The organism is Bacillus sp. RC251, from assembly GCF_044908765.1.
In the GTDB taxonomy this organism is placed as follows: Bacteria; Bacillota; Bacilli; order Bacillales; family Bacillaceae_G; genus Bacillus_A; species Bacillus_A wiedmannii.
In genome coordinates this window covers 1-17,428 of record NZ_JBIYDP010000007.1, presented here as the reverse complement: position 1 = coordinate 17,428, position 17,428 = coordinate 1, and the positions used below count along the sequence as shown (strand labels likewise).

General features: G+C 35.4%; 16 protein-coding genes and 2 pseudogenes. 10 read left to right on the top strand and 8 right to left on the bottom strand.

Going from position 1 to position 17,428, the window contains the following annotated elements; genetic code table 11:
• The first annotated feature begins 20 nt into the window (after positions 1-20).
• From ABH961_RS20100 to ABH961_RS20090, 3 genes are all read left to right on the top strand, one after another.
• Positions 21-608 (top strand): hypothetical protein, encoded by a 588-nt coding sequence (locus ABH961_RS20100; protein WP_404519864.1) that lies wholly within the window; start codon positions 21-23, stop codon positions 606-608.
• Between the two features lie 84 nt (positions 609-692).
• Positions 693-1,397, top strand: a complete 705-nt coding sequence (locus ABH961_RS20095) for a nucleotidyltransferase domain-containing protein (protein ID WP_098068317.1) — start codon at positions 693-695, stop codon at positions 1,395-1,397.
• A gap of 201 nt (positions 1,398-1,598) precedes the next feature.
• Positions 1,599-1,994 (top strand): VOC family protein, encoded by a 396-nt coding sequence (locus ABH961_RS20090; RefSeq protein ID WP_048547616.1) that lies wholly within the window; start codon positions 1,599-1,601, stop codon positions 1,992-1,994.
• A 140-nt stretch (positions 1,995-2,134) separates the two neighbouring features.
• On the opposite strand, the pseudogene ABH961_RS20085 reads toward ABH961_RS20090, so the two are convergent.
• Positions 2,135-2,711 (bottom strand): annotated as a pseudogene (locus tag ABH961_RS20085) (hypothetical protein).
• A gap of 243 nt (positions 2,712-2,954) precedes the next feature.
• Here ABH961_RS20085 and ABH961_RS20080 point away from each other — a divergent pair.
• Entirely contained in the window at positions 2,955-3,458 is a 504-nt protein-coding gene (locus ABH961_RS20080; RefSeq protein ID WP_098049132.1) for a GNAT family N-acetyltransferase, read from the top strand.
• A 137-nt stretch (positions 3,459-3,595) separates the two neighbouring features.
• Here the strand turns inward: ABH961_RS20080 and lsrF are convergent, their stop codons facing one another.
• From lsrF to ABH961_RS20055, 5 genes are all read right to left on the bottom strand, one after another.
• The gene (lsrF, locus tag ABH961_RS20075; protein WP_061679973.1) at positions 3,596-4,378 is read right to left on the bottom strand and encodes a 3-hydroxy-5-phosphonooxypentane-2,4-dione thiolase; all 783 of its coding nucleotides are present in this window, start codon (positions 4,376-4,378) and stop codon (positions 3,596-3,598) included.
• A 6-nt stretch (positions 4,379-4,384) separates the two neighbouring features.
• Positions 4,385-4,747 carry a cupin domain-containing protein gene (locus ABH961_RS20070; protein ID WP_000909986.1) on the bottom strand — a complete coding sequence of 121 codons (363 nt, stop codon included), beginning with the start codon at positions 4,745-4,747 and terminating at the stop codon, positions 4,385-4,387.
• Positions 4,748-4,773: 26 nt separating this feature from the next.
• The gene (lsrK, locus tag ABH961_RS20065; RefSeq protein WP_048547611.1) at positions 4,774-6,336 is read right to left on the bottom strand and encodes an autoinducer-2 kinase; all 1,563 of its coding nucleotides are present in this window, start codon (positions 6,334-6,336) and stop codon (positions 4,774-4,776) included.
• Positions 6,336-7,268, bottom strand: coding sequence for a sugar-binding transcriptional regulator (locus ABH961_RS20060; protein WP_141538807.1), 933 nt, complete (start codon positions 7,266-7,268; stop codon positions 6,336-6,338). Before ABH961_RS20060 ends, lsrK begins: the two co-directional genes overlap by 1 nt.
• A 446-nt stretch (positions 7,269-7,714) precedes the next feature.
• Entirely contained in the window at positions 7,715-9,217 is a 1,503-nt protein-coding gene (locus ABH961_RS20055) for a malate:quinone oxidoreductase (RefSeq protein ID WP_000069156.1), read from the bottom strand.
• A gap of 381 nt (positions 9,218-9,598) precedes the next feature.
• On the opposite strand from ABH961_RS20055, the gene ABH961_RS20050 reads away from it, so the two are divergent.
• The 3 genes from ABH961_RS20050 (at position 9,599) to ABH961_RS20040 (ending at position 12,924) form a co-directional block, all read left to right on the top strand.
• Positions 9,599-10,645, top strand: a complete 1,047-nt coding sequence (locus ABH961_RS20050; protein WP_098049130.1) for a DUF2332 domain-containing protein — start codon at positions 9,599-9,601, stop codon at positions 10,643-10,645.
• A gap of 135 nt (positions 10,646-10,780) precedes the next feature.
• Positions 10,781-11,365 carry a TetR/AcrR family transcriptional regulator gene (locus ABH961_RS20045; RefSeq protein ID WP_048547606.1) on the top strand — a complete coding sequence of 195 codons (585 nt, stop codon included), beginning with the start codon at positions 10,781-10,783 and terminating at the stop codon, positions 11,363-11,365.
• 11 nt (positions 11,366-11,376) lie between these two features.
• Positions 11,377-12,924, top strand: a complete 1,548-nt coding sequence (locus tag ABH961_RS20040) for an MFS transporter (protein WP_088096768.1) — start codon at positions 11,377-11,379, stop codon at positions 12,922-12,924.
• Positions 12,925-13,015: 91 nt separating this feature from the next.
• Here the strand turns inward: ABH961_RS20040 and ABH961_RS20035 are convergent, their stop codons facing one another.
• Together ABH961_RS20035 and ABH961_RS20030 are read right to left on the bottom strand one after the other, a co-directional pair.
• Positions 13,016-14,353, bottom strand: coding sequence for an FAD-binding oxidoreductase (locus tag ABH961_RS20035; protein ID WP_404519860.1), 1,338 nt, complete (start codon positions 14,351-14,353; stop codon positions 13,016-13,018).
• A 158-nt stretch (positions 14,354-14,511) separates the two neighbouring features.
• Positions 14,512-14,589: pseudogene (locus ABH961_RS20030) on the bottom strand (GNAT family N-acetyltransferase); the annotation flags it as partial.
• A 107-nt stretch (positions 14,590-14,696) separates the two neighbouring features.
• On the opposite strand from ABH961_RS20030, the gene ABH961_RS20025 reads away from it, so the two are divergent.
• The 3 genes from ABH961_RS20025 to ABH961_RS20015 all read left to right on the top strand — a co-directional run.
• Positions 14,697-15,188 carry a hypothetical protein gene (locus ABH961_RS20025; protein ID WP_048547597.1) on the top strand — a complete coding sequence of 164 codons (492 nt, stop codon included), beginning with the start codon at positions 14,697-14,699 and terminating at the stop codon, positions 15,186-15,188.
• Between the two features lie 307 nt (positions 15,189-15,495).
• Positions 15,496-16,257, top strand: coding sequence for a glycosyltransferase (locus tag ABH961_RS20020; RefSeq protein ID WP_048547595.1), 762 nt, complete (start codon positions 15,496-15,498; stop codon positions 16,255-16,257).
• A 298-nt stretch (positions 16,258-16,555) separates the two neighbouring features.
• Positions 16,556-17,428 (top strand): SH3 domain-containing protein (locus ABH961_RS20015; protein ID WP_404519858.1); only part of this gene is annotated, 873 nt, incomplete at its 3' end.

Sequence of the window (17,428 nt, the reverse complement as noted above, 5' to 3'; positions counted from 1 at the left end):
TTTATTTGTTTTAATTGTAAATGGAGGTAAATGAAGTGAAAAGAATATTACTAATGACATCTTTAGCAACGACATTATTATCAGCGTGTAGTAATAATAATGTGAAAGAAGAAGTATTTAAGAATGAGGAAGAAAAACGTGAAAGCAGTGCAAAAATAGTAGAGCAGAAGGAGTATATCATTATTGATAAGAAACATAATGATATATTTCTAAAAGATGCTAGTTCGAATAAAGAAGATAGTGTGAAGGTAAGTTTAAATGATTTAAATCCAACAAAATGGGAGGCACCTAAAAGAAACGGTATCCTAGATATAGGTGATCATATCTCTTTGAAAAAAGAAGAGGGTAAATATACACCAACATTAGTAAAAGATCTTGTTGGTGAAATAAAATATGATGGTACAATTAAATATAAAATTTTAGAAGCAACTAGTAAATCAGTTAAGTGGTTACCACTAAATAAAGAGAACGATGGAGGGGTTGTTCCACCAGAGATGGTAAAAGTAGTGAACGCTTCGAAAATAAAGGCTGGAGACATTGTGACGATTCAAGATAAAACAAAAAGCAGTGAAGATGTAATTGTATATGAACTGACAATTGTTGAATAAGTATGTAGAAGATGAAAGATATAAGAGAAGTAAAAAATATATAGGTAACGAATAACTCCTTAATAATGTGTGTGGAGGTTACAAATGTTAGAAGCACAAATATTTATTAAACATGAACAACATAAAAAATTAGTGCAAACAATAGTAGCGGAAACCTTATCTATGGAAAAGGTACATGGATTCATGCTAATTGGATCTGTCGCAAGAGGCGATGCATATACTGATTCGGATTTAGATTTCTATATTCTTTTAGAAGATGGACAAAAGAAAAAATTTCATTCTGAAACGAGAGAAGATATTTTAGTTGAATATAAGAGTGCAGATTTTAATTTAATACAAGTAAACTTTAAAAACAATCCGATGGAACTATACTCATTTCTAGAAGGGGAAATTTTGTTTGATAAAAGCGGTGAGTTGAAAAAGTTAAAGGAAATAGCTACATATGAATTTGAAAACTATCGTGTTTCTAGCGACAAAGTGAAGGGCATTTCTCATTGGTTGCATAGTTCATTAATTAAAATTCAATCTGCTTTGAAAGCAAATGATGAGTTAAAAGCTTCATACATCGTTCATACGTCAACTTGGACATTGTTAGATGGGATATGGGCTGTTAATAATAAGCCTACACCGCCAGCGGGATCTGTTTTGAAGTATTTTGAAACATTATCTAAAGTACCAACTCACTTTGAAGGTTTTATAAATAAACTGTTTTTAGGTGATACGACAGAACGTACCTCTGCAGCAATTTTCTTGATTGAGTGGGTTTTACACAATTTGAAAAATAAATAATGTGACTATTTTATATAGGTAAAATAATATTTCGCGTCGAACGGTTTATGGAATTGCAGTCATAAAAACGTTCTAGGTTATAGAGAAAATTATTAGACTATAAAGCATAGTCTTAGATGGAACGCTTGAATATCTTACCTTACATATTTAAGTGTTATGAAAATAAGTTTATATACCCTGTGCTTAAAAGGAGATGAGTGAATGAAGTTAAATCATTTGAATCTATGCGTTGATGATTTATCAGAAGCGAGACATTTCTTTGAAACATTTTTTGATTTTCAATTTTTAGAGCAAAAGGGAAGGGCACTAGTAGTAATGAGTGATGAGAGTGGATTTATACTTGTGCTAAGCGATCCAAAAGCATTTAAGGGGAATATGGAAGTTATGTATCCAGAAGCTTTTCATATTGGTTTTTTAGTGGATACTTCAAATGAAGTTGATCAAGCATATAATCGTTTAGTAGCTGGAGGTATTGAAATAGAAAAGGCACCGTATTCTATGAGAGGTAGTAGTTATGGTTTTTATTTTACAATGTTTAATGGATTATTAATTGAAGTGTCCTGCCTTGACTATAAAGATGGTAAGAAAGTTCAATAACAAGTAACAAGAGTAATGGTTTGAAGATGTAGATCAAGCCCCTTATCCAGTTTGGAAAGGGGCTTGATTATTTTAAGGGACATATAAGTAAAAATAAACGGATTTTAGTCAGTAAAATGACTTGTGAGACAACTTCTTTATTAATCTACCTTAATTTCAAATTCAAGCACAGCTTGATCTTTCCTAAACGGCATATTGAGTTCTTTAAATCGTAAGCTTATTCCAGACAAATTATCAGGAAGGGCAGGAGATACAACGAAATGATGACTAAAATGTCCATCAGTGCCACCACCACCTTCTGGCCAGCAGTCATATGTATCATCTATTGATAATTGGAAGAAACTATGAGGCTTATTTTCATTAAAAACTTCATCAGTGGAATCCCAATCGCTATATAAATAAACTACACTAGCATTTGCATATGATACCTTTATGTTCATACGTTTTAAAAACAGGTACATGTTTTTTGAATGTAGTTGGTTCGACGCGAGGTTTAAATTCACCTTCGTCCATCATGGAAGAGAATAATGAATTTAAATAGTCTGGATAAAATCCGTATTGCTTTGCTCATTTATAAATCGCTTCATCATGTGGAAAACCTGGATCACCATCTGAAAGTTCTTTTCGTTCTTTTAATAGGGCACAAATTTTTTCATCGATAGTATATAACCTTTCATCGTAATAATCAGTAGGCCGTTCAAAACCCATTTGTTTCATAATCATTCCTCCTTTTCTTTATTTTAACAAAAAGAAAGTGCGATACATTTTTAAATGTAAATTTAAACTCATTCATAAATCAAATATTGTAGACTTAAAATGAAGTTTGATAACAAGGTCTATTTAGCAGAGGAATTGCTTGTGCATAAAATAATAATAATGTATGAATCAAGCAGGTTTTCCATATGGTAAAGTACGAAACTATTATAAGTAGTACAGTGAAATCAATAGGAGGTTACCGCTATGACAGCAGTTTTTAAAGATATGGCGTTCCAGTTAAAAACGGAACGACTCGATCTGAATATGTGGGAGGAATCTGATGCAGTCTGGCTGAGAAAATTAGTTGGTGAACGTGGTGTGGACATGCCAACCATTGAATCTGTTCGTAGCTCTCTTATCGAAATGCGCAAGAAAGCAACTGAAAATGGTATTTCTCTTCTTACTATACGTAGGCGAGAAGAAGGGGATTTCATCGGATACTGTGGCTTAATCATCGGTCGATCCACGCTTGAAGAGCCGGAAATTGCATACGAGTTGTTCCAACGTGCTCATCGCAAAGGTTATGCGACAGAGGCAGCATCAGCAGTGCTTGAGGCCGCGATCGCTACGGGTCGCCATAGACTTTGGTCTACTGTAGGCGCTTGGAATACGGCGTCTTTCCGGGTATTAGAAAAGATAGGATTTAAGCGGCATCACAGTACGTTTGGTGAACGCGGTGAAATTGTTTGGAATGTGCGCGATCTGTAGGGATTTGACTCAATTCAGAACAAAAATTGTAAAAGAAAGCCTCTATGTTAGGTTACTTAGTAATCTAACATAGAGGCTTTTCATTATAGTAAATATTGAGTTTGTATATATGTAAGTGTAATAGTCTGTCGTTTATTTTAATTTTTTACATCTTCATATAATTGGAGAGCCTCTTTCACATTCATTCCATTCTTCACAATGCCATGAATCGCTTGAATCATGGCAGCAGGATGTTCAGATTGCCATATGTTTCGGCCCATATCTACGCCGATTGCGCCTTCTTGCAGTGCATTGTACGTAATGTTTAATGCGTCTTCAATTGAATCGAGTTTTGGACCACCAGCGATTACGACTGGGGCAGGACAAGTGCTTGTAATTTTTTCGAATCCTTCGCAGTAATATGTTTTAATAATGTCAGCTCCCATTTCAACACAAACGCGGGAAGCGAGTGCTAGAAAGCGTGCTTCACGTTTTTGTAATTCTTTCGCAACAGCAGTAATACCGAGTACTGGTAGACCGTAATCGTGAGCTTCTGAAACTACATTTGCGAGATTTGATACGGTTTGTGTTTCATAGTCTGATCCGACGAAAACAGAAACGCCGACGCCAATTGCGTTTTGTTTTACTGCCTCTTTTACAGGTGTAACAATTGTTTCATTCGCTAAATCTTTACCGACGACAGTAGCTCCGCCTGATACACGCATAACCATCGGTGTGCTGCAGTTTTCAGGAATACAGGAGCTAAGTACACCTCGAGTTAAAAAGAGAGAATCTGTGTAAGGAAGTAAGTTTTTAACTGTTTCAAGTGGCTGTTCTAGCCCGTGTATTGGTCCTAAAAAGTAGCCGTGATCTATCGCTAACATAACCGCTCTTCCATCAGGTAAAATTGTATTTAATCGATTTTTAAATCCCCAAGTCATTAGAAATCACTCCTTCGTTAATGTTGGATTTTCCGTTTGTACCGTATCTTTATTTGGTAAATGTGGTGACTTAATAAAAACTGCTTTAAAAGGTTTGTCAGAATGGTTAATTAAATAGTGAGACTCATGAGGGCGAACTTGCAACACATCGCCTTGTTTAATTGGCACTCTTTCGTTATTCACATAGAAATCAATTTCACCTTCTAATGCATAAAAGACTTCTTCGCACGTCGTATGATAGTGATTTTGAAACTCCTGCCCAGGCTGAATGACAACAAGACCAAGATCAATATTCGGCCCTTGTATTAAATATTTCGGCCCATTATCACCGAAGCGATAGGAGAAGTCATTTTCATTCGCTTTTAACATACTTTTTCACTCCCTTATGTAATGTGTTACAGAGCACCAGGCGCAATCCACATATGTGAGGTGAGCCCTTTATCAGCTAAAGCGAGTTGACTGTCATACACAGTTTTCCATGTTTCATAGAATTCTTTGTATAGTTCATGATTTTCAGTAATTGGCTCGAATGTGTGCTCCCACTGTACAAACTGTTCAGCAGTTTCTTCCATAGATGAATATATGCCAGCGCCAACTCCAGCAGCAATCGCAGTTCCTAAAGCAGCTGCTTCTTTCACAACAGGTACTTTTACAGGAATACCAAGGACGTCCGATAAAATTTGTGGCCATAGTTTTCCTTTAGCAGCACCGCCAGCAAAAATGACTTCAGAAGGGAATGTTCCTGTAAGATTTTCTATTAATTTTAAGTTACCAAGTGTAACGAAGGCAGCATTTTCTTCAATAGCACGGAACAGCTCTTTTTTTCCGCATTTGTCAGCATCTAAACTTAAATTTAAAAAAGAAGGTGCGGCATGACGCCAAGAAATGTAGTTCATTACGTTTGAAAAAGTAGGGATAATACCATGTGAGCCGACAGGTACGTCTTTCGCTTGTTCTTCTAATAATGCATAAGCATCTACACCGAGTTTGTCAGCAAGTTTCTTTTCCTCATGGCAAAAAGCATCTCGAAACCAACGCATAACAAGGCCTGGGAAAAAGGCAATCGTTTCATATTGCCAAAGGTTAGGTATAACGTGACAATTTACCCGAATGGAAGCATGTGGATCTGTTTTTGGCTCTGTAACATTTACTTCTTGCTGCCAAAAACTACCTCCGCATATTAACGTTTGATTAGGTTTCACGACTCCTGTTCCAAGTGAAGCCATTTGTGCATCTCCGCCCCCGACGACGACAGGAATTCCTTCACATAATCCAGTTAATGCTGCACACTCTTTTGTGACGGTACCAATTACTGTACCAGCTTCATTTACTGTTGGTGAAAATGGCAACGTTAAACCGCACTCGATAGCGACATCGCTATCCCATACTCTATTTTGTAGGTCAAAAATACCGGATGTACATCCGTTTGAGGGATCGATTTGTAGTACGCCGCTTAGTTTATATAAAATCCAATCGTTTAACATCGTAAAAGAATGAATATTACTATAGACGTCTGGTTCATGTTTTTTAATCCAAAGTAGGCGAGGTAAAGCACCTAATGAAAAAGTTTGACCAGATCTAGTATATAAATCTTCTTCAAGATGTGACCGTATTTCTTTTAGCTCACTAACTTCAGAGGATGCACGTCCATCAACATTTGCACAAGCCCATATTTCTTGCCCACCTTTATCATATAAAACAAAACCTTCTCGCATACTAGTAGCGCTAATAGCTAGAATAGAAGAGGGCGTGACATTACTTCTTTGTAAAACTTCTTTCGTGCACTGTTGTACTAGCTTCCAGTTTTCTATTACATCAAAATTCATAGAACCTGGGTAACGAGGATCCGTGTTATGAACCCATTCTTTTTGACTGACCGCAATTTGATTCCCTAATAAATCAAAAAGAACAGCTCGAACGCTTCCTGTACCAGCATCAAAAGCTAATAAATGAGACATTAACAATCACCATCCTTTCGTAATAAGGAGAGGGCCGTTTCCTCATCGGTAATTAATGTATGAATGAACTTTCCTTTTAAGGCACCGTAAATTGCATCTATCTTTTCTATACCTCCAGCAACACCAACAACATGTTTCATTTTGCGCAGAATCGAGAGCGGCGTACCAATTAGTCGACTATGATGCGGGAGCTTTAATAAATCACCATTCGTATTGTAAAACTGTCCTAAAATATCGCCAACACCGTTTTGGCTACGAATATACGTCATTTCACGTAGTGTTAATTTTTCTTCCTTTACAATCGTAGCGTCTTGAGATAATCCTCCAATACCGACAACTGCCGTATGTGCAAGTGAAGCGACATGAAGCATATCTTTTACAGTCGGTTCCGATAGAATACTTTGTGCCATTTCGGTTGTAGATGCTAGAAACGGCGTAGGGATAATGTGAAAATCGCCTTGCATGTAGTGAAAATAGTTTTGTTTTCTCGGGAGATAGTGATTTACTCCGCCTGTTAGCGTTACAATTGAAAGATTAATAGAAGTTTCAAAATGAATGTTTTCTAGCATTTTGCTAATCGTTTCGCCCCATCCAATGCCGAGTAAATCACCTTGCTGGAGCTGAGTTTCTAAATATTGTGCAGCAGCTTTTCCGAGAGAAGCGTGATAATTGTTTATTGAAGTAGGGATAATAAAAGCATCTTTTAAGTGGAATTTTTTCATTAGGTCACGCTCAATACTTAAACAGTGTAAACCAGTTCCTTTTACGTGAAATGTAACGATACCTTCACTGCGTGCCTTATCTAATAATCGGACAACTTTATTTCTTGAAATGTGAAGAAGTGAAGCAATTTCCTGTTGTGTTAATTGGTCTTTATAATAGTACCAAGCTACTTTCGTTAATAAATTCTGTTCAAAGTTCAGCTGTGTCATACGCGTCATCCCTTTCAACAATTGACCACTGCTTAAACATATGTGCCATATATTTTGTTTATTCCAGTTGAAACTTTACTCCGTGGAGTTTTTATTCATCCCCGCTGATTATTAGTCCGACTCTCACCTAACTTCTTTGTTCAAGCCGAATATTGTGATGGGAATCTTACTGCACATTAATGCTGGATAAATAGTTGGGTGAAAAGAATGTGCAAACTCTATATCAGTAGGGGAAGCTTCGCAGTAAGGAGATTGGGGAACATGAATGTAGAGGGAAGTTCTCCCGATAAGGAAAATGTTTAGCTGAAAGTTAATATTGGATTGTCGTTTTTGGTCGTTAAGTCGATATTCATTGTCGAATCGCTGATATAATTTTATTCACAATAATTCTTTGTCAGAGAAATAAAAAAACGTCCGAATATATCGGACGTTTTTTTATTTCTTCATTAATTATGAACCGTTTCTTTTTCGTTTAATCCAAGCGTACGACCTGTAGAAGTGTGAAGGTCTTGGAACAATCGTGGATTCTCTGTTAGCGAAATGCCATAAGAAGGAATCATTTCTTTTATTTTTTCTTCCCATTCTACCATGCGGCTTGGGAAACATTTTTCTAATACTTCAAGCATGACGTGAACGGCAGTAGAAGCACCTGGTGATGCACCTAGTAATGCAGCGATTGAGCCGTCAGCGGCACTTACAACTTCTGTACCGAATTGAAGTGTACCTTTACCACCAGCATCAGTATCTTTAATTACTTGCACACGTTGCCCAGCAACTACAATATCCCAATCTTCACTTTTCGCGTTCGGAATGAATTCGCGTAATTCTTCCATACGCTTTTCATGTGATAACATAACTTGCTGAATTAAGTATTTTGTTAGTCCCATTTCTTTTACACCAGCTGCTAACATCGTTAAGACGTTATTCGGTTTTACAGAACCGATTAAGTCAAGGTTTGAGCCAGTTTTTAAGAACTTAGGAGAGAACCCTGCGAACGGTCCAAATAGTAAAGCTTTTTTATTGTCTATATATCTCGTATCAAGGTGAGGTACAGACATTGGCGGAGCGCCAACTTTAGCTTTACCGTATACTTTCGCATGATGTTGCTCTACAACTTTTTGGTTTTTACATACCATAAATAGTCCACTTACTGGGAATCCACCGATATGTTTTGATTCAGGAATGCCAGTCTTTTGTAGTAGAGGTAGACTACCACCGCCGCCGCCAATAAAGACGAATTTTGCAGTATGATGTTCAATTTTACCACTATTCATATCGTGTACTTTTACTTCCCACAAACCATTCTTTGTGCGTTTAATATTTTCGACACTATGTTTGTAGTTTAGCTCGACATTTTTCGTTTGTAAGTAATCAAACAACATACGAGTTAATGCACCGAAGTTAACATCTGTTCCAGAGTCAATCTTCGTTGCAGCCATTGGTTCGTTAGGTGTACGTCCTTCCATAATGAGTGGAAGCCATTTTTTTAATGTTTCAGGAGCATCGGAAAATTCCATACCTTGAAACAGTGGATTTTTCGAAAGCGCTTCAAAACGGTTTTTTAGAAACTCAACATTTTTTTCACCTTGTACTAAACTCATATGAGGTAGAGGCATAATGAAATCTTGTGGATTACGAATTAATTTACTTTTTACAAGATATGCCCAAAATTGTCTTGAAAGCTGGAATTGCTCATTCACTTTTACAGCCTTACTAATATCTATAGATCCGTCAGATTTTTCGGAAGTATAGTTCAGTTCGCATAGCGCAGAATGCCCTGTACCTGCATTATTCCATTCATTAGAGCTTTCTTCCCCGGCACTTGCGAGTTTTTCAAAAACTTTAATTTCCCATTCAGGTGCTAATTCTTTTAGTAATGAGCCTAACGTTGCACTCATAATTCCTGCACCAATTAAGATAACGTCTGTTTTTTGCTGCATGTTGCTCATGATAATCTCTCCATCCCCTATATTGGCAAAAAAGAGTAGGTGTTTTCTATGTCTAAGCCGTAAAAGAGAAACACCGCCTAGGCCCCACCTAGGTATTTACCTTTTTTGTCTCAATTGTATAACCATCTCATACTCTATTATAATAATTAATAGACTAAAATATCTAGTGTTATCTGATAATTTTAAACTATTTAACGTTTTATTCGCCAAAAATCTTATTTAACAAGCTCTTTTAAGGTGATAAATAGAAAAAAATTACAGTTTGAAATTATCTCGAAAAAGCTTACGTATCCAAAAGTAGGTAGAAAGTATACCTTTTTATGGGATTTTTTGCTCTGTTTATTGTATGATTATTCTGAAGTTTAAAAAGGAGGGATACACATGCGTACACAAGAACAAATCGCAAACTTATTTCGAAATTTTTCAATAAAGGAATGTAAAGGGTCAAGTGACTTATATGAATACTTATCAATACAAATTGCTGAAGATGAGGAAGTACTTACACTATCTTCCTACGCTCAAGCAGGTCAACCAGTCCCAAACTTATTATTAGGTGCAGTACATTATTTATTATTAGCAGGGAAAGAACATCATTTAAAAACGTATTATAGTAGCTTAGTTGAACATGTTAATACAGATTTAGATCTAGCTTTTGGTCATTTTAAAGATTTCTGTAAAATGTACAGAGAGGAAATCATTACTTTATTACAAACGAAACTTGTTCAAACGAATGAAGTAAGACGATGTGCGTACTTATATCCAAGTTTCAGTTGCATATTTAACAAAGTGAATAAACCGTTAGCGTTAATAGAAATTGGGACAAGTTCTGGATTACAACTATTTTGGGACCAATATAGCTATTCGTACGGTACAGATGAAACATACGGAAATATAAATTCGAATGTACATGTAACTTCTGAAATAAGAGGGGAGAATGTGCCTCAACTTTTAAAAGAAAGTCCACCTGTCGTAGAAAGAATCGGATTAGATTTACATGTAAATGATTTACATAGTAATGAAGATTATTTATGGCTACGTGCACTCATTTGGCCAGAGCATAAAGAAAGACTTGAACTCTTTGACAAAGCTGCATCTTTAGTAAAAAATGAATCTGTTCAATTAGTAGAAGGAGACGGCGTGGAGCTATTACCATCTATTATTGAACGAATAAGTAGCGATGCTGTTATCTGTATTTTCCATACACACGTCGCCAATCAAATACCTGAACAAGTAAAACGTAAGTTAGAAAAACAAATCCAAGAAATTGGAGCAAAACGTGATGTATTCCACCTGTATAACAACATGTGGGATCGTGACCTTCATATTGATTATTATATTAACGGAAACGAATATCGTGAAACGGTTGGAGAAACAGAAGGGCATGGGAGATGGTTTAGCTGGAAACTTGGGAATGAGACGCTTTGTTAATATTTGAGAAATTTTTATTTTCAAGAAATTAGATAATGAAATTCCAGAAAAATGAAAGTAACTAGTTACTTTCATTTTTCTTTTGTGATAATATGTTAGTAATTACTTACTAACATATTGGATGGAGGAATAAAGATGGGGAAATTAACAGCACGAGAAAAAGTTATGGAAGCTGCTACGTTATTATTCGGGGAAAAGGGGTATACAGCGACAACAATTCGTGAAGTGGCAGAAAAAGCTGGGGTAAGCGAGTTAACGATATTCCGTAATTTTAAAAATAAGGAAAATTTATTTAGAGAGAGTATTATTTTACGGACGACACCAGTGGCTTTGTTAGAGGAAATTGAAGAACAATTTACTGGTGATTTACATAAGGACCTTACGAAAGTGGCAGAAACATATATTCAAACCAATTTGCCAAAGCTGAACTATATTTGGGCTGCATTAATAGAATCAAGACAAAATAGTGAAATGAAAACATTACTACACGAGTTGAATTTACATTTAGTAGATCACCTAGAAAATTATTTAAAGCAACTTGGAGAGAAAGGACACATTTCCCCGTGTAATTACCGTGTAATAGCGAATATGTTTTACGGACAACTGTTTTTATACATTATGAACGTTAGTATAACGGAAGAAGAAATTCAGTTAGAAGAATATATAGAGACGTGTGTAAATTTATTTATGAATGGAATTTCAAATAAAGAAAACGAATAGGGGTGGGAGAATTGCGGAATACATTTGCATTAATAGCTTTAATTGCAGGTTTTTTTATGGCAATTTTAGATTCAAATATTGTGAATATCGCATTACCAGAAATGACAAAGACATTTCATTCGTCAATTGATACAATTTCATGGATTGCTAATAGTTATAACGTCGCCTTTGTATCGTGTTTATTAATTGCAGCACGTCTTGCGGACCAGTTTGGTCGCAAGAAGCTGTATATTATTGGTTTATTGGGGTTTTCTGTTAGTTCGTTTATGTGTGGTATAGCCACTTCTTTTCATACATTAGTAGCTTTTAGGGTAATACAAGGAATTTCAGCCGCAGTTATCGTACCAGTTGCTATGCCATTAGGCCTTAATTTAGTACCGAAAGAGAAACAAGGTATGATAGGAGGTATCATGGGAGCTTTTGGGGGATTAGCAGCGGCAATTGGCCCTTCACTTGGAGGTATTTTAACTCACAAATTGAATTGGAGTTGGGTGTTTTTTATTAATATACCAGTTGGTATTTTATCTTTCATCTTCGTGATTCTTTGTATTAAGGAATCCTATGATCATGCTGCAAGCTCTAAAATAGATTGGGCAGGTATGATTACTTCTGCATCTGCACTATGCTTACTCGTATATGCACTCATACAAGTAAATACAAATCATTTAAGCATGATAAGCTTAATACTTCTTTTTATGCTCTCACTCATAGGTTTTATATTATTTTTTATTATTGAAAAGAAAAGTGAAAATCCAATGTTGCCATTAAAGTTATTCACAAATAAAGAGTTTTCAATCTCGAATTTTTCTTTATTCTTTGTTGGAATGGGATTAATGAACTTTTTGTTTATACTTGCTTTTTATTTCGTTCAAGTAGGAGGTATGACTGAATTACAGTCAGGTTTAATAATTAGCACGCTAGCGATAGTTTCAATGATTGTTACATCAGTAGTGACACCAATTGCAGCAAAGCGGGGAAGTTCATTAATAGGTAGTGTAGGACTACTAATATTTATCATAGCATCATATTTATTTAGTCAAATAGACTCCACCTTTACTACATGGGATTATATTTGGCGATTAATGATTGTGGGGATTGGAACTGGCTGTACAATAGCACCGTATACAACAACGGCAGTTTTAAGTGTGCCAATTGAAAATTCAGGCGTTGCTACAAGTGTATGTAATATTTCTAGAACAGTTGGAGGTATTGTTGGGGTAGCGATTCTGGTGATGTTTTTGAATCATCAGTTGTTAGTTGAAAAAGAGAAGATAAATAAGGAAGTAGTGACTATGATTAAAAATAGTGATTTGTCAAATTTAGAAAAGGTACAAGTAGTGCAAGCGATAAATAAAAAACAGCAAATCGACTTAAAAACTGATGAGGAGGGCAAAATTTACAAACAACTAAATGCGGAATATAAGAAAGGAACTATTCGTAGTTATAATTTAGCATTTTTAATCGGAGCTACTATATTTTGTCTCGCATTGATTTTTAATATAGTAAGAGTCTTAATAGATAAGAAAATAAGTAAAGAAGTAAAATCTTATGTTTTGTAAATATTATTATATAAATTAAAAGATATTGTTATACTAAACTGCTAAATATAACATGAATGTTTATTTAGCAGTTTGAACAATATTAAAACAGTTAAAAAGGCGGAATACTTTGCGGGAAGTTAAAAACATTTTTCGGATCATATTTTGCTTTTACTTCCATTAATCGGTCAAAGTTGCAACTGAAGTATGCATCTGGCCAATCTTTAATGGATAGGTCGGGAGTATTAACGTATACACCTTTTGTAAATGGCAGCATTGCTAAGCGAAAGTCTTTCACCCATCGAATACTTGCAGCAGCACCTTCTGGTTGCCCCCAAGTGGCGAAGATTGACATATTTGATAGTGCTTTTCGGTAATAATAAGCAGTCGCTTCATTTGGTACTTCAGCAACAGCCCCGCCTAATCCGTGGAAAAATACGGAGGTGGTGGCATGGGGAGGTGAATTTTTAATAAAGTGATCAATTATGGATAGGCCTTCTTCTGGTAGGAGTTCATATACATATGGACCAACACTTTTAAAGGGTAAAGGTGTTGCAGGTTGCTTTTCGGCTATTTTCGCTGCTGCTTCTGCCCATGGTATTTCTTCTATAGTTACTTGTAATGGTGAACCGGCGTTTAATAATGGCTGTAGCAGTACCTGCAATTCTTGAACAGAGCCGAGAAATACACCTTGCATTAATAAAGATGGTTCGAACTCTGCAGACATGAAAAGAGTAGTTGTAAGTCGTTTATCAGCGCAAGGTAGTGTGTAAGTTTGCCAAGTGTTTATTACGTCTTTTAAATCGGATATTCCCCAGCTTATTTCTGCAAAGCCTACCGTATTAATTTTATGAGTTCGAAATTTGAACGAAGTACATATGCCAAAGTTTCCACCACCAGCACCTCGTGAAGCCCAAAAGAGGTCAGAGTTACACTTTGTATTAGCACGTATTACACAGCCGTTTGCGTCTACCATTTCAAATTCAATTAAATGATCGAGAGTTAATCCAAACGGACGGGAGAGAATGCTATGTCCGCCTCCTAAAGTAACACCTGCAATACCAGGTGTCGGACAAACTCCACTTGGCACAACTAATCCTTCAGCTGCAAGTGTTTCAATTAAAGAAATGTTCCTCCAGCCTGTTCCGATTGTTACAGTCTCACTTTTGTGATCTATTTCTAATTGTTTCATTTCACTTACATCAATTACAAGGCCAGCATTACTAACGGATAATGCCTCATAATTATGACGTCCAGAGCGCATACGCATAGGGATGTTATGTAGCCTCGACCAGCGAATAGCATTCACTACATCTTGCGTATTTTGAGCAAAGACAATGATTAACGGGAATTTGTTAAAGAATGTGTTGAACTCCTCACGAGCTGAATTATAGTCCGGATCATTAGGTGTAACGATACGACCAGTAAGTTCGATTTTTGGATTACTCATTTTCTCTTTCTCTCCTTGTTACAAAATAAAATGCTTACAATTTGGAAAAGCAGTAAGTAAACAATGACTATACTTTAAGATTAAATGAAGAAAGGAAGGGGAATATTCCGATAAAGAAAAAGGCAGTGCTTCATATATGTAGCACTGCCTTTTTGTAATTATATATATGTACTCAAAATCTCCCCAGGCAATACATCAATCTCCCAAACTTTTTCAGATATAAAAACTACATTTATAAAAGATTAACAAAAGTAATTGTTAATCTTTGGTTAGTATCGTACATACAATATGTAATTAAGTAAGTGTACTATGGAGCGAATACAGAAAAGGGTGAATGAAGCATATGAATTCATTTGAGCAAATGATGTACGTTGGTATCATCATGTCTATTGTACTATCTGTAATGATTTTAGGATCTTTATATTATAATCCGCGTCTTTCGTTAACTGATTATCCAAAAGATATTCAAAAGGTAGTTTTTCCAAAATCGATTTATGAAAAAAAGCAAACGATTTACTTTAACATTGCATATAATGCTATTCTTTTCGGTACTCCTTTCGTTTCTACATATATATTACATAAACATGAAAAATTATTATATATTGATGCCTATTTACATGCTTTTGGTATTGTAATGATTTTTAATTTAGTAGATTTGTTTATAATTGATTGGCTAATCTTTTGCTGGATTACCCCAAGATTTGTTGTTATTCCTAGTACAGAAGGCATGAAGGGTTATAAAGATTATAAATTTCATTTAAGAGGGGCTATAGTCGGCACAAAATTTTTAGCAATCGTAAGTTTATTTTTGGCAGGAATTGCAATAACTATGTAGCATAAAAAGTATTGTTTCATTTTGTTTTGATAGTAGAATTTTAGGTAACTTTAATCAAACTAGTATTAGTATATTTTTAATTTTTATAATACAACCTCATAAATATTAATATATGTTATATAGAGCGAAAATTCATTTTATCCCGCTTTAATGGGCAGTAAGACCCCCACCTCAAAATTCAGCGAAAGCAAAGAAGTTAGGTGGGGGTCGGACTGCCCATAAAAGTCCGATTGGTTCAACTAATAATCAGTGGGGGATGAAGAAAACCCCACTGATTAAAGTTTCACTTTATAAAAAGGGGTGTGTTATGAAAGAAACGAATGAATCTTTAAGAAACGATTTAAAGAAAGATATAAAATTTTCTATTATAATCCCTGCGCATAATGAAGAAAAATACATTGGAAAATGTTTAGATTCTATTTCAAAGGCAGCGGAAGCATATAAAGATCAAACTGAAGTCATAGTGGTTTTAAATCGTTGTACAGATAAAACAGAAGAAATAGCAAAGGGGTATAACTGTATTACATTAAAAAATGACGATAAAAATTTATCGAAAATCCGAAATGCAGGAGCCGCGATAGCTACTGGAGAAATAATCATTACTATAGATGCTGATACGCAAATGACAGAGTCTTTTTTGTCTAACGTAGAAAAATATTTAGTTTCAGGTAAATATATTGGCGGTGGGGTAACCGGTAAGTTTGAAAGAATATCTTTAGGAATATTTGTTTCCGCATTGTTAATAATAATTCCATTATTTTTTAAGTACGGGGCTATATCTGTCGGGATTTTTTGGTGCTATAGAAACGATTTTATGGCGATTAATGGATTTAATGAAAATATGCTTATGGCAGAAGATGCAGATTTTGCAAAACGTTTAAAAGAATGGGGAAAACAACAAAATAAGAAGTTCGGTACAATAAAAAATGGAATGATAACTTCGTGCAGAAGATTTGATACATATGGAGATTGGACTTTAGTTAAAAATCCAAAAATAATCTTAGCGTATTTAAAAGGAAATGATAAAAAATATGCAGATAAAACATATTATGATAATCAAGAAAGATAACTGTAGAAATTCTTAAACAAATAGCTTTTTGCTCACCTCATTTTATCCCGCTTTAATGGGCAGTAAGACCCCCACCTCAAAATTCAGCGAAAGCAAAGAAGTTAGGTGGGGGATGAACAAAACCCCCACTGATTAAAGTTTCACTTTATAATATATAGAATTAAAAATGAGAATTTGATAGTATTGGAGTAAGGAGTTTTAATAGCAGTATATTAAGTCGTATTAATATACTGTTGCAAATGCTCCCCTAATTTCATGGGAGTATTTGGTAGAAATCGAAAAAATAATGGAGGCTAATATGAAAAAAATAATTGGCGCAGCAACAGCAACTGTTTTTGGGTTGGGGGCTTTTACCACAACTGCTATCGCAGAAACGATCGTAACAGCAGATGTACTCAACGTACGTGAAAAACCGACTACGGAATCAAAAGTTATCGAAAAGGTAAAGGAGGGACAAGAGTTAAAAGTAATAAATACCGAAGATGGATGGTCAAAAATTGATTTAAACGGTAAAGAAGTGTTTGTAAGCTCAGAGTTTACAAAAGATGTGTATCATGTAACAGCGAATTTGTTAAATGTACGCTCTGATGCAAATACAGAATCAGAAATTCTAGGCAGACTGAAAAAAGATGATGTAATTGAATCAACACATCAAGTAAAAGACGGTTGGCTAAAATTTGAGTATAAAGGAAAAACAGCTTATGCAAATGTTTCTTTCCTATCAAGTACAGCACCAGTTGAAAACACAGCTAAAGAGAAAACGAAGCAAGTAGCGAAAGTACACAAACCAGCTAAAGCTAAGGATGAAGTTAAAGCACAAAAGATAGCAAAGCCTAAGGAAGAAGCGAAAGTACAAAAAGTAACAAAGCCTAAAGAAGAAGTGAAAGTACAAGAGGTAGTAAAGCCTAAAGAAGAAGTGAAAGTACAAGAGGTAGTAAAGCCTAAAGAAGAAGTGAAAGTACAAGAAGTAGCAAAGCCTAAGGAAGAAGCGAAAGTACAAAAAGTAACAAAGCCTAAAGAAGAAGTGAAAGTACAAGAGGTAGTAAAGCCTAAAGAAGAGGCCGAAGCAAGAGAAATAGCAAAGCCTAAGGAAGAAGCGAAAGTACAAAAAGTAACAAAGCCTAAAGAAGAAGTGAAAGTACAAGAGGTAGTAAAGCCTAAAGAAGAGGCC

What these genes read in the sequence shown, in the direction of transcription:
- ABH961_RS20100 (WP_404519864.1), top strand. Translation starts at nt 21, where the DNA reads ATGGAGGTAAATGAAGTGAAAAGAATATTACTAATGACATCTTTAGCA.
- ABH961_RS20095 (WP_098068317.1), top strand. Translation starts at nt 693, where the DNA reads ATGTTAGAAGCACAAATATTTATTAAACATGAACAACATAAAAAATTA.
- ABH961_RS20090 (WP_048547616.1), top strand. Translation starts at nt 1,599, where the DNA reads ATGAAGTTAAATCATTTGAATCTATGCGTTGATGATTTATCAGAAGCG.
- ABH961_RS20080 (WP_098049132.1), top strand. Translation starts at nt 2,955, where the DNA reads ATGACAGCAGTTTTTAAAGATATGGCGTTCCAGTTAAAAACGGAACGA.
- lsrF (WP_061679973.1), bottom strand. Translation starts at nt 4,378, where the DNA reads ATGACTTGGGGATTTAAAAATCGATTAAATACAATTTTACCTGATGGA.
- ABH961_RS20070 (WP_000909986.1), bottom strand. Translation starts at nt 4,747, where the DNA reads ATGTTAAAAGCGAATGAAAATGACTTCTCCTATCGCTTCGGTGATAAT.
- lsrK (WP_048547611.1), bottom strand. Translation starts at nt 6,336, where the DNA reads ATGTCTCATTTATTAGCTTTTGATGCTGGTACAGGAAGCGTTCGAGCT.
- ABH961_RS20060 (WP_141538807.1), bottom strand. Translation starts at nt 7,268, where the DNA reads ATGACACAGCTGAACTTTGAACAGAATTTATTAACGAAAGTAGCTTGG.
- ABH961_RS20055 (WP_000069156.1), bottom strand. Translation starts at nt 9,217, where the DNA reads ATGAGCAACATGCAGCAAAAAACAGACGTTATCTTAATTGGTGCAGGA.
- ABH961_RS20050 (WP_098049130.1), top strand. Translation starts at nt 9,599, where the DNA reads ATGCGTACACAAGAACAAATCGCAAACTTATTTCGAAATTTTTCAATA.
- ABH961_RS20045 (WP_048547606.1), top strand. Translation starts at nt 10,781, where the DNA reads ATGGGGAAATTAACAGCACGAGAAAAAGTTATGGAAGCTGCTACGTTA.
- ABH961_RS20035 (WP_404519860.1), bottom strand. Translation starts at nt 14,353, where the DNA reads ATGAGTAATCCAAAAATCGAACTTACTGGTCGTATCGTTACACCTAAT.
- ABH961_RS20025 (WP_048547597.1), top strand. Translation starts at nt 14,697, where the DNA reads ATGAATTCATTTGAGCAAATGATGTACGTTGGTATCATCATGTCTATT.
- ABH961_RS20020 (WP_048547595.1), top strand. Translation starts at nt 15,496, where the DNA reads ATGAAAGAAACGAATGAATCTTTAAGAAACGATTTAAAGAAAGATATA.